The sequence below is a fragment of the Serratia sp. PF-27 genome, from assembly GCF_030053255.1.
Lineage (GTDB): Bacteria > Pseudomonadota > Gammaproteobacteria > Enterobacterales > Enterobacteriaceae > Serratia > Serratia bockelmannii.
Window position 1 is genome coordinate 264,307 of sequence record NZ_JASGBT010000015.1, and the last position, 13,956, is coordinate 278,262.

The window sequence follows — 13,956 nt, forward strand, 5'->3', positions numbered from 1 at the left end:
CGTTGATCGGGATTAGATGGTAGAAATGGCATGGTTTGTTATCAAATCAGGGATAATCATGCGCGATAAATTGGATTTAAACCTGTTACGCATCTTCGTGGCGGTGGTGGAGCAAGGCAGCTTCGTCGGGGCGGCGCGGGCGCTGGCGATGCCGACCTCCAACGTCAGCCGCTATATCTCTCAGCTGGAGCGCCAGCTCGAGCAGCGATTGCTCGAACGCAGCACTCGCTCGATGCGGCTGACGCCGAACGGCCAGCTGTTGCATGAACGCACCCAGCCGCTGCTGGCGTCGCTGGAACACACCGCGCAAACCCTCAGCGAACGGCAGCAACAGCTGCGTGGGCCGCTGCGCCTGTGCGTGCCCAATGAAGTGGGGCCATACCTGTTGGGCGAGCCGCTGGCGGCGTTCGCCCTGCAGCATCCGCAGATCGAAATCAGCTGCGTGACCAACCTGGCGGGTATGACGTCGCTGCTCGACGATGTCGATCTGGCGGTGATGATCAGCCGGGGCATGCTGGACGACAGCGACTATGTCGCGCAGCCGCTGGCGTCTTTCCCCTGCATCGTGGTGGCCGCTCCGGCGTTGCTGGCGCAGTGGTCGCCGTCGTCGGAGATTGAACAATTCACGCAATTGCCCTGCATCAGCACGGTGGATGCGCTGAAGGGCATGCCGTGGCAGTTCGTCCGCCCGGACGGAACCTTCGTTACCGTCCCGGTCAATGCGCGCTATCGCGTCAATAGCGGGGAGATGGCGCTGAAGGCGGCCTTGGCCGGCGTGGGGTTCGCCATGCTCTCTGAGCTCGGCTGCCGGCCGTTTCTGGCCGATGGCCGTTTGGTTGAGGTGCCGCTGGCACTGCCGCCGGCGCCGCTGCAGCTGTATGCCGTTTACCCCGGTCGCCGCTATCTGCCGGCCAAAACGCGCGCGCTGCTGACCTTTCTGATACAGCAGGTCGGCGAGGCGGCTCACGTCTAATCACTTGTTTCTGCTCAAACTGCCCTAAGCTAGGAGGTGACTCAGAGGGAGCCATTCCCCGAGACCTTATTCCGTGAACATGGAGGCGTTTCGATTTGATACGTTTATCCACATTGCTGCTCGATCCGGCGGTCACGCCGCTGCCTATTACATATGGCGAGAGATAGAATGAATAGAGTTATTTGATTAGGAGGCTCTTTATTGGTTTTTTATCGATATGCATAGTGATATACGGCTATGTGGCTGGGTAAGTGCGTAAAAAAAATTGCATTTCTTCGGAACGCCCGATATCATAATGAGAATAATTATCTTTACGATATCGCTAATTAAAAACAACAGATCTGTTTTAATCTCTGCTGCTGTTTTTCGATATGCTTCCGCATTTTACGAGCCAAGGCTGGCTTGAATTTTATTTCTGGAAAGGGATGTCATGCGTGATTTGTTTCGACAGGAAGCCACGGATCATCAGCGGGCGAAATGGGCGGGTAAGGCTTTATTGATAAACGGCTTGCCTGCCTGGTGCTTTGGTCTTTTATCGTTTTTATTTATTCTTGTTTTCCTCTCTTTTCTTATATTCAGTCATTATACACGCCGCATTAATGTTTATGGTGAAATCACCACCTTCCCCCGCTCAGTCAACGTGTTTGCGCCCCAACAGGGTTTTATCTCGGAACGCTTCGTCGAAGTGGGGGATGTGGTTAAAAAAGGCCAGCGTCTTTATCAGATTGATGTCAGCCGAGTGACGGATAACGGGAAAGTGAGCGCCAATACGCGCCTGGCGCTTGAAAACCAGTTAAAACATGTCGACAGCATCATTCTTAAGTTGCAAGACAACAAGCGTATGACGCTGGAAAATCTACGCGCGCAAAAAAAACAGTATGAATTGGCGCATATGCAGTCCAAACAGCTGTTGGATAATGCACGAGAGGGGGTGGCATTTGCTCAGGACAACATGCGTTCCTATAAGGAATATCAGCAACGCGGTCTGATTACCAAGGATCAGCTTAGCGGGCAAACCTATTCATTTTATCAACAACAAAGTCTGTTCCAAAACCTGCATAGTCAACACATTCAGGAGTCGTTGCAAATTACGAATTTGGAAAGTGACATCGTTACGCGCGCAGCAGATTTTGATAACCAAATTTCGCAGTACCAGTTTCAGCTCAATGATTTGCAACGGCAGTTAGCGGAAGCCGATGCCAGCGGCGCATTGATCGTGAACGCCCCAAGCGATGGCCGCATTGAGTCTCTCAGCGTTACGCCGGGTCAGATGGTCAATAGCGGTGACAGCTTGGTACAGATTATTCCACGTAATGGCGCGATTTATCAGCTAGTTTTATGGTTGCCGAACACCAGTGTGCCTTATGTTTCAGCGGGGGACGGCATTAACATTCGCTATGACGCTTTCCCTTATGAGAAGTTCGGTCAGTTTCCCGGCAGAATAGAAAGCATCGCTTATGTACCGGCCTCCATTCAAGAAATGTCAACTTACAGCAGTTCTCCCGTGCATCAACCCAGCGCGCAAACGGCATCTTTTTACAAGGTGACCGTTTCCCTGGATAAAACGCATGTCAGTTACCAGGGCAAAGCGTTGCAGCTCACTAACGGCATGCGGGCTCAATCCACGCTGTTTCTGGAAGAAAGGCCTCTATATCAATGGATGTTCTCACCTTTCTACGATATGAAAAACAGCCTGATGGGGCCAATCAATGACTGAATCTTATTTAGACGCGCTAAAGGGCAAACTCAATTTGTCGCTGCGCCGCAAAGTGCCGCAGATCCTGCAAACTGAAGCCTCGGAATGCGGGCTGGCCAGTTTAGCGATGGTATGCCATTACCATGGTTTGCAAATCGATCTGTTTAATCTGCGCAGCCGCTACGGCTTTTCTTCACGCGGGGCGACGCTCTCCGCGTTGATTGACATCGCGAGCGCACTCAAGCTGCAATCCAGAGCGTTATCGCTGAATATCGATGAGCTTAAAGCGTTGAAAATGCCCTGTATTCTGCATTGGGACATGAAGCATTTCGTGGTGCTTGTCAGTGTCAGCCGAGGGCGGGCGGTGATCCATGATCCTGCCTTTGGCCGTAAAGTGCTGGAGTTGCATGAACTGTCGCGGCATTTTACCGGCGTAGCGCTTGAGCTATGGCCAGACAGTGAATTTCAGCCGATCAAACAGCAAAGCAGATTGCGCTTTCGTAAGCTGATGAGCAATGTGCGCGGCCTTAAGGGAGCCTTGCTAAAGATCTTCTGTCTGTCGATCGTGATTGAAGCGGTTAATCTGCTGTTGCCCGTTGGTACGCAGTTGGTCATGGACCATGTGATTTTGGCCGGCGATCATGATCTTTTAGCGCTGATATGTATAGGATTGCTGTTCTTTATTTTATTCCGCACCGGCGTATCCATGTTGCGCTCGTGGATCTCTATCGTCATGGGCGCGTTGATAGACGTGCAATGGAAGGCGGGAGTGTTTGATCATCTGATGAAATTGCCGCTTTCCTTCTTTGAGAAGCGCAAGTTGGGTGATATTCAATCCCGTTTCGGCTCATTGGATACGATAAGAGCGACTTTCACTACCAGCATCGTCAGCAGCATTATTGATGGCATCATGTCTGTCGGGGTATTTGTCATGATGCTGCTCTATGGCGGCTGGTTAGTTTGGGTGGTGCTCGGCTTTACGGCGATATACGTCATTCTCAGGCTGTCGACTTATCAACATTATCGGCAGCTGTCGGAAGAGCAGTTGGTGAAGGGCGCGCGGGCCGGGTCTCATTTCATGGAGACGTTATATAGCATCAGTACGTTAAAGGCGTTGGGGTTATCTGAAACCCGTTCACAGTATTGGCTGAATCTAAACGTAGAAACGATCAATGCGGGTATCAAACTGACCAAGTTAAACATGATGTTTGGCGGTTTGGGGGCGTTTATTGCCACCTGCGATCAGGTGATCATCCTTTGGCTCGGCGCGGCATTGGTCATAGACAATCAAATGACGATCGGCATGTTTATCGCGTTTAACGCCTACCGTGGGCAGTTCTCGGAGCGTGCCAGCAGCTTGATCGACATGATGCTTCAGCTGCGAATGTTAAGCTTGCACAATGAAAGGGTGGCGGACATTGTGCTTTCGTCACCGGAACCGCAAATGCCCGCGCGTCAGCTCTTCACAAAAGGCAACGCCGCAGAGCTTCAGGTGCGGAATCTGCGCTACCAGTATGATCGTTTGGCGAAACCCATTATCACGGATTTGAATCTCAGCATTGCCGCGGGAGAAAGCGTGGCGATTGTCGGCCCCTCCGGCGTGGGTAAAACCACATTGATGAAGTTAATGTGTGGGTTGCTGTCGCCGGATGAAGGGGCCGTGCTGGTCGATGGTATGGATATCAGCAACATTGGCGTTAATAATTATCGCCAATGTATCGCTTGCGTGCTGCAGGATGACAAGCTGCTGGCGGGATCTATCGCTGAAAATATTTCAGGATTTGACGCCGAAATGGATCTGAAACGTATTGAGGCGTGCGCACGGCGTTGCAATATGCATGATGATATTCAAAACATGCCGATGGGCTACGAAACATTGATCGGCGAATTGGGGGGAAGCCTTTCTGGCGGACAGAAACAGCGTTTATTGATAGCCCGTGCGCTCTACCGTCGCCCCAGCATTCTGTTTATGGACGAAGCGACCAGCCACCTGGATCTCGATAATGAAACACATATTAACCGCGCTATTTCACAACTGAACATTACCCGCGTGATTATTGCGCACCGTCCATCGACGATTGCCTCTGCGGATAGAGTCATTCAACTCGGGTAACGTCAGCTTCGCTTCACCTGGCTTCTTCATCTCGACATTTTCGCTACGCCAACCGCGCTGCTCACCCTGTGGTGGGCCCATGACAAAAAGGGTTATCATAACGATAACCCTGGCATGAAATGACGCTTTAGGCGCTGAAGCCAACGTTAACCGGGGAGGTCAGCCGTGTGGCTGGCAGGGCCCCGATCAGTTCGAATCGGTATTGTTGTTGTTCCCCCACATGGTACCGCCGCCGTTGCTCCCGCCCCAGGGAATGCCTGATGGGCCAACAGAGCCGGGGGCACGATCGCCGGTGACATAGTTACCGACAGCACCGCCGACAATGGTGCCGACAACGCCGCCCGCCACGCCACCGATAGAGCCGATGCCACCGCCGATCGCTGCGCCGACCGTTTCCGCGGAAACCGTCAATGTACCGCTGCGATCTCCTGCACCGGAAATGATTGAACATTCTTCAGAGGTAAGATTGCGCATATTTGCTCCTTAATCATTAAATTTTAAAATAAGCCACGTTTATCATGCCGAGCGTTGCCCGCGATCGCTATTGAGCAATTTATGCGTGCCGATAACGGCAACGGCGATAAGGGCGTATTTCAAGAAGCGATTGAGGGTGAAATAATCCGCAATCGTGCCAGCAACAAGCCCAATTAAAATGGCGAACAATACAATAAGTGACTTTTTCATATGATGAACACGAATCTTCCTGTATTAGTTACTGTCGGCAGGATTGTTCGTCGATGTTTGTTTATTGCCACCCAACATGGATTCCACCATTTTGCCTGCGGTATAGGCGGCACCACCGATAACGGCACCGGCAACAGCGCCTGGGCCGGCACCGACACCGCCAGCCATGGCGCCGGTCATCGCGCCACCAACCGCGCCGGCCGCGACGGCCCCGCCCAGTTCCGCATAGCTGAAATCCCCAGCGGCTGCGATAAAGTTCACTTCATTAATCGTAAGTTCTCTCATAACGACTTCCTTATATTATTGGTTTTTGGTTTTTGCAGTTTTCCGATACCAGAAAAATGCCACTAGCAAGGTTGAAAAGATAAAGGATTGAATGATTGTGCTGGTAAACCTCCTGTCTTCGGAAAAAAATAACGAATAAAAAATATCCATGAATGTGTAGTAAAAGCAGAACAAAAAAATCCAACTGCTGGGTAATTTCATCAGTGCCTCGATAGGTTTGATTGGCCAGGGGTATCTTCTCGCGTTATTCCAATGATGTGGACAACGCGCGCAGCATCCGCGTCAGCGCTCGAAGAAGTTGAGCGTTGTTTAAAATGCTGTAATGCGTTTCTGCACAATAATTGAGTTGAACGTCATGAGAGGATTGCCTCTCCCAGCGTTGTGCAAGATTGGGGTGTTTACGCTGACGTTGCTGGCTGAGCCAAAGCGTCAGCGGTATCGCTATCTGTGGCAGAGGGCCGGCGTTATTCGTCAGATCAAAGGATTTTTTCAGCGCCCAACAAAAGGCTTCGGCATGTTCCAGCGTGATCTTCTCCGCAAGCACGCTCTGATTCAGCGCATAGTGCATTTTTATCTCGTTGGCGAAGCTGTCTATCGCGTCCGTTTCTTGATGCCGACACAAATGGCGCGCAATACCGAGAGAGTCGAACAGGCTGAGGTAACTTTGCGCCACGCTGAAACCTCGATTCACTGAGGGGTGCTGGGCGGGCAAACCGCTGTCGACAAGCACCGCATGCGCAAAGGGCGCGCCTTGTTCCGTAGCCTGCGCCGCCATATGGACAGCTAATTGGCCGCCCAATGACCAGCCGGCGATAACGGCAGTGTCGCGTTTGGCACGCGGTATGGCCGCCAAATGGGAGGCGGCCAATCGCTGCAGGGTGAGTGTGTCGTCTGCGCCTGGCGCGGCCAACCCCGGGCTGGCGATGGTGATGATGTTGGCGCAGGCGTAAAGTTGTTTTATCCACTTTGCATATTGATGTACCTGGCCACCGGCACCATGCACCAAATACAAGGTGGGCAGAGAGGGGCGATCGGCTGCGCCGGACAACATCGATAACGGCAGGGGCGCGTTATCGCGCAGACGCTCGGCAAGTTTATCGAGCTGTGAGTAGCCAAGGATTTCCGCCAGGGTTAATTCCACATTAAGGGCGCGCTTGATGTTACCCAAAAACGTAATGCCGGAAAGCGAGCTGCCGCCATTGCTGAAGAAGCTGGCATAGGGGTCGATCTTGTCTGGAGCACAGCCTAACGTATCCGCCAACAACTCACGTAGCAGCATGAGTTCCGCGGACGCGGCGGGAACAGCATCGCTGGCCTGGCTCCGTTCGGTGCCTGGCGATAGCAAGGTGCGATCCAATTTGCCGTTGCGTGAAAGCGGGAAACGTTCAATAAGATGATAGTGGGATGGCGCCATATACGCGGGCAATGCGGCCGTAACCTGCTCGCGTATTCTTTGCTCCGCCTGGACGCTGGCTTTCCCCGCCTCGGTCAATGTGATATAGGCTTCCAGATACGGTGTGCCGTTCCTGGTTTCATCGCGACAGACGACGCACGCTTCAGCGACCAGTTCGCTGCTTTTGAGCGCGAATTCGACGTCACCCAATTCGACGCGAAAACCCTGCAGTTTCACCTGTTGGTCTTCGCGGCCGAGAAATTCGATGTAACCGCTGCGATGCCAACGGCCACGATCGCCGGTGCGGTACACGCGTTCTCCGGTGGTTGGGAGAAGAATAAAGCTGCCGGCGGTGGTTTGCCTATCGCGCCAATACTCGCGGGCAACGCCAACGCCACCGATATAAATGTCGCCGGTAACGCCGAAACCGCACGGCTCGAGTTTTTCATTCAACACCCACATGCTTTGATTCGGCAATGCGGTTCCATAGGGGATGGCGTTTCTGTAGTGCGTATCTCGTGTAAGTGGATGATAAATTGACCATATTGCCCCTTCGGTGGCACCGCCAAGGCTGGTGATGGTGGCGTTGGGGCAAAGCCGATGTGCTTCGGCGATCAGCCGCGGAGAGATACGATCGCCGCTCAGCCAGATATGCCGCAGTTGAGGCAGCGACAGGATGTTTTCTTGTGCGCAGTATTGCACCAGCATTTGCAAGATGGCGGGAACCGAGTTCCAGATGCTGATTTTCCGCTGGCGTATCGCATGTAGCCATGCTGACGGCTCTTTAGCGTCGTGCGGCGATAATACGGTTACCGATGCGCCGGCTAGCCAACTGCCGAACAGGTCATAGACCGATAAATCGAAGGCCAGGTCGGCGAGCGCCAATACGTTGTCACGATGTGAAACGTTAAACAGTTGATTCATGGTCAGCAAGGTATTGGTGACGGCGCCGTGTTCCATCGCCACGCCTTTTGGCGTGCCTGTCGTCCCCGATGTATAAATGACATAGGCGAGTGCTTCCGCTTCGCCTGATGGGAAGGTTGCTGTGCCTGTGGCAGAGGGAGAAAACAGCGCCTCCAGATCCTGAACGCGGGTTGTCTGCGGATAGCGGGCACGATGGTGAGCCCGATTGCTCAAAACCCAGGCGCAACCCGATATTCGCATAATGGCCGCTACGCGGGCATCCGGTAATCCTTCGGCCAACGGCAAGTAGGCGCGTCCGGCGAGGATCACGCCGAGCGCCGCAATAGCTTGATGAGCGCCGCGTGGAAGATCGATGGCGATGAGCGCGCCTGGAGCGGTATGGGCGTTCAGCCAATGCGCCACGAGGCCGGCGTGCCGCAATAGCCGATCGTAATGCCACACCTGATCTCCCTCGAACAACGCCGGGCGATCCCCATGCTGGTGGGCAGCGCGTAACAGCCGATCGGAAAGAGGTTGCCGCAAGCATACCGGCATCGCCTGCCCGACGGAGAGCTGCCGCAATTGCCGGTTATCGGCCATTGGCGCCAGCGAATAGTGGTCGACGGCCCGCGAAGGATCGCAGGCAATTTGCTGCAACAGCAATGCGTAAGCTTGCGCCAATCCGTTAATACGCTCCGGCGTAAACAGCTTGGCGTTGTATTGCCACTCCAACTGAATGCCCTCTGCGCCAGAAATTACTTCCAGAACCAGATCAAACTTGGGCGGCGCATAGCGTCTTGGCAGGGTGTTAACCTGCGCACTGCCAAGATTTAGCTCGTTGCTTTTGCGATGTTGGCAGACGAACATGATTTGAAAAATGGGGTGGAACTTGCCGCGCGTGGGCTTGAGTTGTTCAACCAGGTAAGAGAAGGGCAATCCCTGATGTTTGAAAGCGCGCGCAAATTTATTGGCGTTCTTTTGCAGCAGCGCGGTGAAACTGTCGTCGCCAGTGATGATAAATTGGTGAGCGATCGTGTTGACGAAGCTGCCAACGGCGTCGTTTAACGTCGGCTCGTTCCTGTTGGCGATCGGGCTACCGATGACCACGCGATCCGTCGCCGATTCTCTGGCAATCAGTAACGCGAAGGCGGAGTGCAACAGCGTAAACAGCGTCGTACCGTTATGTTTGGCTAACTGGGCCAGGGCCGGCTGCAGTTCGTTCGTCAGCGATGTTCTGACGATATTCTGTGTTTTGCCTGCCGCGGTGATGGCGATATCGTATTCAAGCGCGTGTTTTTCCGGCGCACCATCCAGTTCATCGCGCCAAAACGCCATGCTGTCATCGACATTGGCGACGGCGAGGAAAGGGTCTTCAAGATAGCGGAAAAACGCCTGACCGTTGTCATAATGCCAATGCTCTTCGTACGCTTGATAGTCACGGCTCAGTTCATCCACCAGCAAATTGGCCGTCCAGCCGTCGACCACGCAATGGTGGAAGGTCAAGAACAGATAGTGGTGCTGCGCGCTCTTTCTCAAGATCCGGCAGCGCAGGGGATACTCAGCCGCGAGGTCAAACGGAATCGTACACTGGGCGTTAAGCGCCGCCAGCATATTTTCTTGCTGCTCTTCACTGTTCAGCCTGCTGATGTCCTCGAGGCTGTGTTCGAAAATGGTTTCATCAGGATGCACGATGTCAACGGTGATGGCTTCACCGTCTAGCCGGTAGCGGCCGCAAAGCGCACCGTGCCGCTTGAGCAGTTTTTTCAACGCGGCGAGCAAACGCTCGGGTTCAAAGGGCCCCAGGATCTCTTTAGCGATCGGAATGTTATACAGCGGGCTGTTCTTGGTGAAGTTTTCATACAGCCACAGGTATTGGCCCGCGTAGTGATTGACGGTGTAACAAGGCTTCTCGCCGGTGTGCCGCTCTGAATTGTCTGGCGTACAGACAGATAAAAATGCGGTAATGTCTTCCTGCACCGCACTGAGTGCGGTGGCGTCAACATGCTCGATGGTTTGGCGTCGAGGCGACAGCTCGCCGAATTTTGCTCCCTGTTTCGCCATTTCCATCAGATTGATCAAGCCGATGACGCTCATCAGTGCGCTCCTTCCATGTTGACGTCGATAGTTTTCGCTGTTCGACCGCTTTTATTCGGGCGTTTGCCGCTGTGGGCGGAAATCAAATTCAGCCAATGCGCTAAGCTACACAACTGCACTCCCGGGTTTCTCCGCTGCGCCATTGTGAAGGCGGCGCGATGGTCGATATTCTCGCCATCATCGAAACCGAAGATCCTCAGTACGCAGCCGTTCAATCGCTCATTGGCCGTATCGAACCGAATGTGCGGGAAATAACCCAGCCGCGCAGAGAGGGCTATCAACTCTGTAACACCGGCGTCGACGGCTTGGCGGCGCGCATCGACTTTATGCAGCAACAGTAGTCGCTCATGCCGGAAATCGCGTAGCAGGCCTTGCGTGAGTTTGGCTCCGCCGGCCGTATCATGCATAAAGATCATGTGGTTAACTCGGCCGGGCAGGGTGTGCAGCAGGGCCGAAAGTGCATCGAGCCAACTGGCATATTGAGTGGCTTCGTTCGGTACGTTGAATATGGCCGCGTTCAGCGACCATTCAGCAGGCAACGGCACCGCCTGCGGTGACAGAATGTCCACACCGCGTTTGTCGGCGAGGGCGGCCAATAAAAGCCGTTCATCTGTGCCTTCGGGAGATTGAATAAACAGCCTGCTGCTGGTCGGCGCCTCGGTTGATAGACAGCGGCCGATAGCGCAACGGATGTCCAGATGCTGCGGATCCAGACCATAGCGTGCATGGGCCAACTGCGTCAGGTGTCGGCAGAAATCGGCGAGTCTTGGATGTTCAAGAATGTCGCTCAGGTTCAGATCCAACCGACAGTGGGCGTTAAGCACGTTAATGATTTTTATGGCCTGCAGGGACTCGCCGCCGAGCGTGAAGAAGTCACCATCGTCACTGCCCAGCGTCGCCAGCCAAACTTCATGCACCAGGGTGTTGAATGTCGTCGAACGCAACTCCCGTGTGGGTTCAGGCATCCGGGATTGTCTCTCCAGGGTGCGATAATCAATCTTGCCGTTAGCCAGTTTGACCAGCGGCGTTGGATGATGCACGAAGCGCTGAGGAATATGGGCATTGGGCAGTTCGCCGTACAGTGTGCGGCGCATTGCCTCACTGAGCGGCTGCCGGCTGTGATAATGCGCGTACAGTTCCGTTCCCGCGTCGCCGCTTTTGGCCAGTACGGCAATCTCGACAATGGAGGGCAAGCGGGCCAGACAGCTTTCTATCTCACCCATATTGACGCGCTGCCCGGCGATTTTCGCTTCACGAATTTTGCGGCCAAGGAACACCAACTGCCCATCTTGGCGCTGGCAGGCGATATCGCCGGTACGAAAGGCGGGCATGAGATGGCCGTTGGCCTCAAGGGTGACGAACTTTTCCGCGCTCAGCGTTGGCTGATGCCAATATCCCAGGCCGACGGTCGCTCCGGCTATCAGTAATTCGCCGCTGCAGCCGAGCGGCAACGGCCTGAGATCCTCGCCGACGATCGCCGTGTATATACCATCCAGCGGTGTGCCTATCGTCACGGCGGCGCCATCGTTTTTGATTTCTGCGGCCGTCGCCACCACGGTTGTTTCGGTTGGGCCGTAGGAGTTGAATAACTTCCTGCCTTTGGGGTAGTGCGCGAACCAGCGTTCTTTGGCTCGTGGTGAAAGGCTTTCGCCGCCGATGATAACGGTAGTGACGGCCGGCGGTAGCGTCTGTTCACCGCCGGAGGCGAACAGCATTTCATTAAAGTAGGCGGTCGGCAGATCCAACAGGCTGATTTGATGATCGTCGCAGAATGTGAAGAAAGCGGCAAAGCTGTGCTTGACGGTCTCGGGGGCGATACACAGGTGGGCGCCGGCCCCCAGCGTCATGAAAATTTCTTCGATGCAGGCATCGAAATGCAAGGGCGCAAATTGCAACACGCGTTCGTGCGGTTGAATGCCATAGCATTTTATCGCCGCATCGACAAAAACGTTGAGAGCATGTCGGGCGCCTATCACGCCTTTAGGCATTCCCGTCGAACCGGAGGTAAACATGATATAGCTGGTACCGACCGGGAACGCCGGCGCCTCAGTCGATGTTTGCCGGCGAAACACGGTGAAGTGTGCGAAATCCGTCGGCATATTGAGTGTCGATGCGCGCCAATGCGCCAATGCGCCAGGCTCGGAATGAACGGAGGGACGCGTGCGATCGGTAATCAGGATAGCGTCGCTAAACTGTTCAAGCAGTTGACGGTAAGCCGCTCCATCCCCTTTGGCATTCAGGTTGACGAAGGGCATTTTCAATTGCAACGCAGCAAGCATGCAGATGATGGCCTCCGGCCCTTGCGGCAAGTCGAGCAACAGTACGGTATGTGCGGCGCGAACGGGAGCCAGGACATCGGCCAGCGCACGCCACTGCTGCTGCAAAACGGCATAAGACAGCGTTCTGAGCGATGACGAAGCGTGTTCAGGCGTGAGGATCGCCGTGCGTTGCGGCGCTTGAACGACGGCACGATCGATACGCTGCATGATATCGACCACGTTGTCGTTGGCTGTTTTACCCAGCAGCGAGAGCGGGAAACGTTGTCGCAATGCCGCGACGGAAAGATTTTCCGGATCGTCGTACAGCAAGGTGCACAAGGTCTGTATCCCCTGGCTGTGCCGCACCAGACTGGCCGCATCGTAAAGCCCTGAGTCGGCATCGATCTCCAGCCGCAGCGTTTGGTTATCGAGATCGGGACGCATGTTGAAGACCAGATCCTGCGCGCCTCCTGAGCGTAAGTTACGGATTTCACTACGCTGAGCGGGAGAGAATGAGGCTGCCGCTTCAAAGGGAATGATATTGACCACGATGTTGAACAACGGCGAGCGGCTGGCGACGCTCCTCAGACTTTTTATCTCTTCGTAACGAAACGCTTGATGTTTCTTGAGTTGCTTGAGCGCGTGTTCAATGGTTTGCGCCAACTGTCGGCATGAAGCGGTGTCCTCAATATCGAGAGTCAAAGGAACAACGTTGGTCTTGCAGGTTAGCGCCTGCCTCGACAGGGCGTCTGTTCGCGCCATCATAGGGACGCCGATCGTTTGCTGCTTCTCGCCGGTACATAGGTACAAATACGCCATCACCGCTACAAAAGTGCGCGCCAGCCAGGAAGGATGTTCGGTTTGCAGCGCAAGGCGCTCGGCAGGATAGGGCAACGACGTCACATGGCGGATGGTCTGTCCCGAGGGAATATTGGCGCAGGCTAATGTCATCGGGTCTGGCAGTGAGGCGCTGGCCGCTTGCCAAAAATGTCGGTCTGCTTGATAGGCGGCTGACTGTTTATACTCAGATTCAGCCCTGAGCAAGGCATCGATCGCCGGTACGTCTTGCGGTTGTTGTGTCTGGTCTCGGTAGGCCTGCGCCACTTGATGGATCAGCAAATAAGTGCCGTAACCATCAAGCAGCAGATGGTGGCTGCAGAAATACCACAGAAAGCGTTTCTCACCCAGCCTGATGATTTTTTGTCTGAATAACGGCGCTGCGTTCAGCGAGAAGGGGCGCTTAGCATCCGCTTCCATTAATTCGATAGCGGTGGCCATATCGTTGGCGCTCTGCGAAAGATCTACCCATTCCACTGAGATATTGGCGGTGACGGAATATTGATAAGGCGTGCCGTTATTCTCATCAAACAGAACGTGCAGCGTAGGGGTTTGGCTGATGACACGATGAATAGCACGTTTCATTCTTGCGATATCGAGAGTGTGATTTATTTCGACATATTCCGCGATATTATAGCTCGATTTATCATCGCCGATCTTGGTGCCATAGTAAAATCCTGCCTGTGAATCCAGTAATTGATGTTTGCTCATTGCCTCATC

Annotated in this window: 8 protein-coding genes; 3 read left to right on the forward strand and 5 right to left on the reverse strand. The window is 54.1% G+C overall.

Going from position 1 to position 13,956, the window contains the following annotated elements:
- Positions 1-58 precede the first annotated feature (58 nt).
- The 3 genes from QMZ29_RS06245 to QMZ29_RS06255 all read left to right on the forward strand — a co-directional run bounded on the left by QMZ29_RS06245 (position 59) and on the right by QMZ29_RS06255 (position 4,782).
- Positions 59-973: a LysR family transcriptional regulator gene (locus QMZ29_RS06245; RefSeq protein WP_049295526.1), complete on the forward strand. Its 915-nt coding sequence runs from the start codon at positions 59-61 to the stop codon at positions 971-973.
- Between the two features lie 430 nt (positions 974-1,403).
- Positions 1,404-2,690 (forward strand): HlyD family secretion protein, encoded by a 1,287-nt coding sequence (locus QMZ29_RS06250; RefSeq protein WP_261425916.1) that lies wholly within the window; start codon positions 1,404-1,406, stop codon positions 2,688-2,690.
- The gene (locus QMZ29_RS06255) at positions 2,683-4,782 is read left to right on the forward strand and encodes a peptidase domain-containing ABC transporter (RefSeq protein ID WP_016927850.1); all 2,100 of its coding nucleotides are present in this window, start codon (positions 2,683-2,685) and stop codon (positions 4,780-4,782) included. The genes QMZ29_RS06250 and QMZ29_RS06255 overlap by 8 nt, the downstream gene beginning before the upstream one ends.
- A 186-nt stretch (positions 4,783-4,968) precedes the next feature.
- Here the strand turns inward: QMZ29_RS06255 and QMZ29_RS06260 are convergent, their stop codons facing one another.
- The 5 genes from QMZ29_RS06260 to QMZ29_RS06280 form a co-directional block, all read right to left on the reverse strand.
- The gene (locus tag QMZ29_RS06260) at positions 4,969-5,256 is read right to left on the reverse strand and encodes a hypothetical protein (RefSeq protein WP_025302730.1); all 288 of its coding nucleotides are present in this window, start codon (positions 5,254-5,256) and stop codon (positions 4,969-4,971) included.
- Positions 5,257-5,298: 42 nt separating this feature from the next.
- Positions 5,299-5,466 carry a hypothetical protein gene (locus tag QMZ29_RS06265; RefSeq protein WP_016927849.1) on the reverse strand — a complete coding sequence of 56 codons (168 nt, stop codon included), beginning with the start codon at positions 5,464-5,466 and terminating at the stop codon, positions 5,299-5,301.
- Positions 5,467-5,490: 24 nt separating this feature from the next.
- Entirely contained in the window at positions 5,491-5,751 is a 261-nt protein-coding gene (locus QMZ29_RS06270) for a hypothetical protein (RefSeq protein ID WP_016927848.1), read from the reverse strand.
- A 244-nt stretch (positions 5,752-5,995) separates the two neighbouring features.
- A complete protein-coding gene (locus QMZ29_RS06275; RefSeq protein ID WP_261425917.1) occupies positions 5,996-10,141 on the reverse strand; it encodes a non-ribosomal peptide synthetase in 4,146 nt (1,381 codons plus the stop codon).
- A complete protein-coding gene (locus QMZ29_RS06280; RefSeq protein ID WP_261425924.1) occupies positions 10,141-13,947 on the reverse strand; it encodes an AMP-binding protein in 3,807 nt (1,268 codons plus the stop codon). Before QMZ29_RS06280 ends, QMZ29_RS06275 begins: the two co-directional genes overlap by 1 nt.
- Positions 13,948-13,956: the final 9 nt, after the last annotated feature.

Excerpts from the sequence above, each read along its gene's own strand:
- QMZ29_RS06280 (WP_261425924.1), bottom strand. The coding sequence starts at position 13,947 with ATGAGCAAACATCAATTACTGGATTCACAGGCAGGATTTTACTATGGC.
- QMZ29_RS06250 (WP_261425916.1), top strand. The coding sequence starts at position 1,404 with ATGCGTGATTTGTTTCGACAGGAAGCCACGGATCATCAGCGGGCGAAA.
- QMZ29_RS06265 (WP_016927849.1), bottom strand. The coding sequence starts at position 5,466 with ATGAAAAAGTCACTTATTGTATTGTTCGCCATTTTAATTGGGCTTGTT.
- QMZ29_RS06245 (WP_049295526.1), top strand. The coding sequence starts at position 59 with ATGCGCGATAAATTGGATTTAAACCTGTTACGCATCTTCGTGGCGGTG.
- QMZ29_RS06260 (WP_025302730.1), bottom strand. The coding sequence starts at position 5,256 with ATGCGCAATCTTACCTCTGAAGAATGTTCAATCATTTCCGGTGCAGGA.
- QMZ29_RS06275 (WP_261425917.1), bottom strand. The coding sequence starts at position 10,141 with ATGAGCGTCATCGGCTTGATCAATCTGATGGAAATGGCGAAACAGGGA.
- QMZ29_RS06255 (WP_016927850.1), top strand. The coding sequence starts at position 2,683 with ATGACTGAATCTTATTTAGACGCGCTAAAGGGCAAACTCAATTTGTCG.
- QMZ29_RS06270 (WP_016927848.1), bottom strand. The coding sequence starts at position 5,751 with ATGAGAGAACTTACGATTAATGAAGTGAACTTTATCGCAGCCGCTGGG.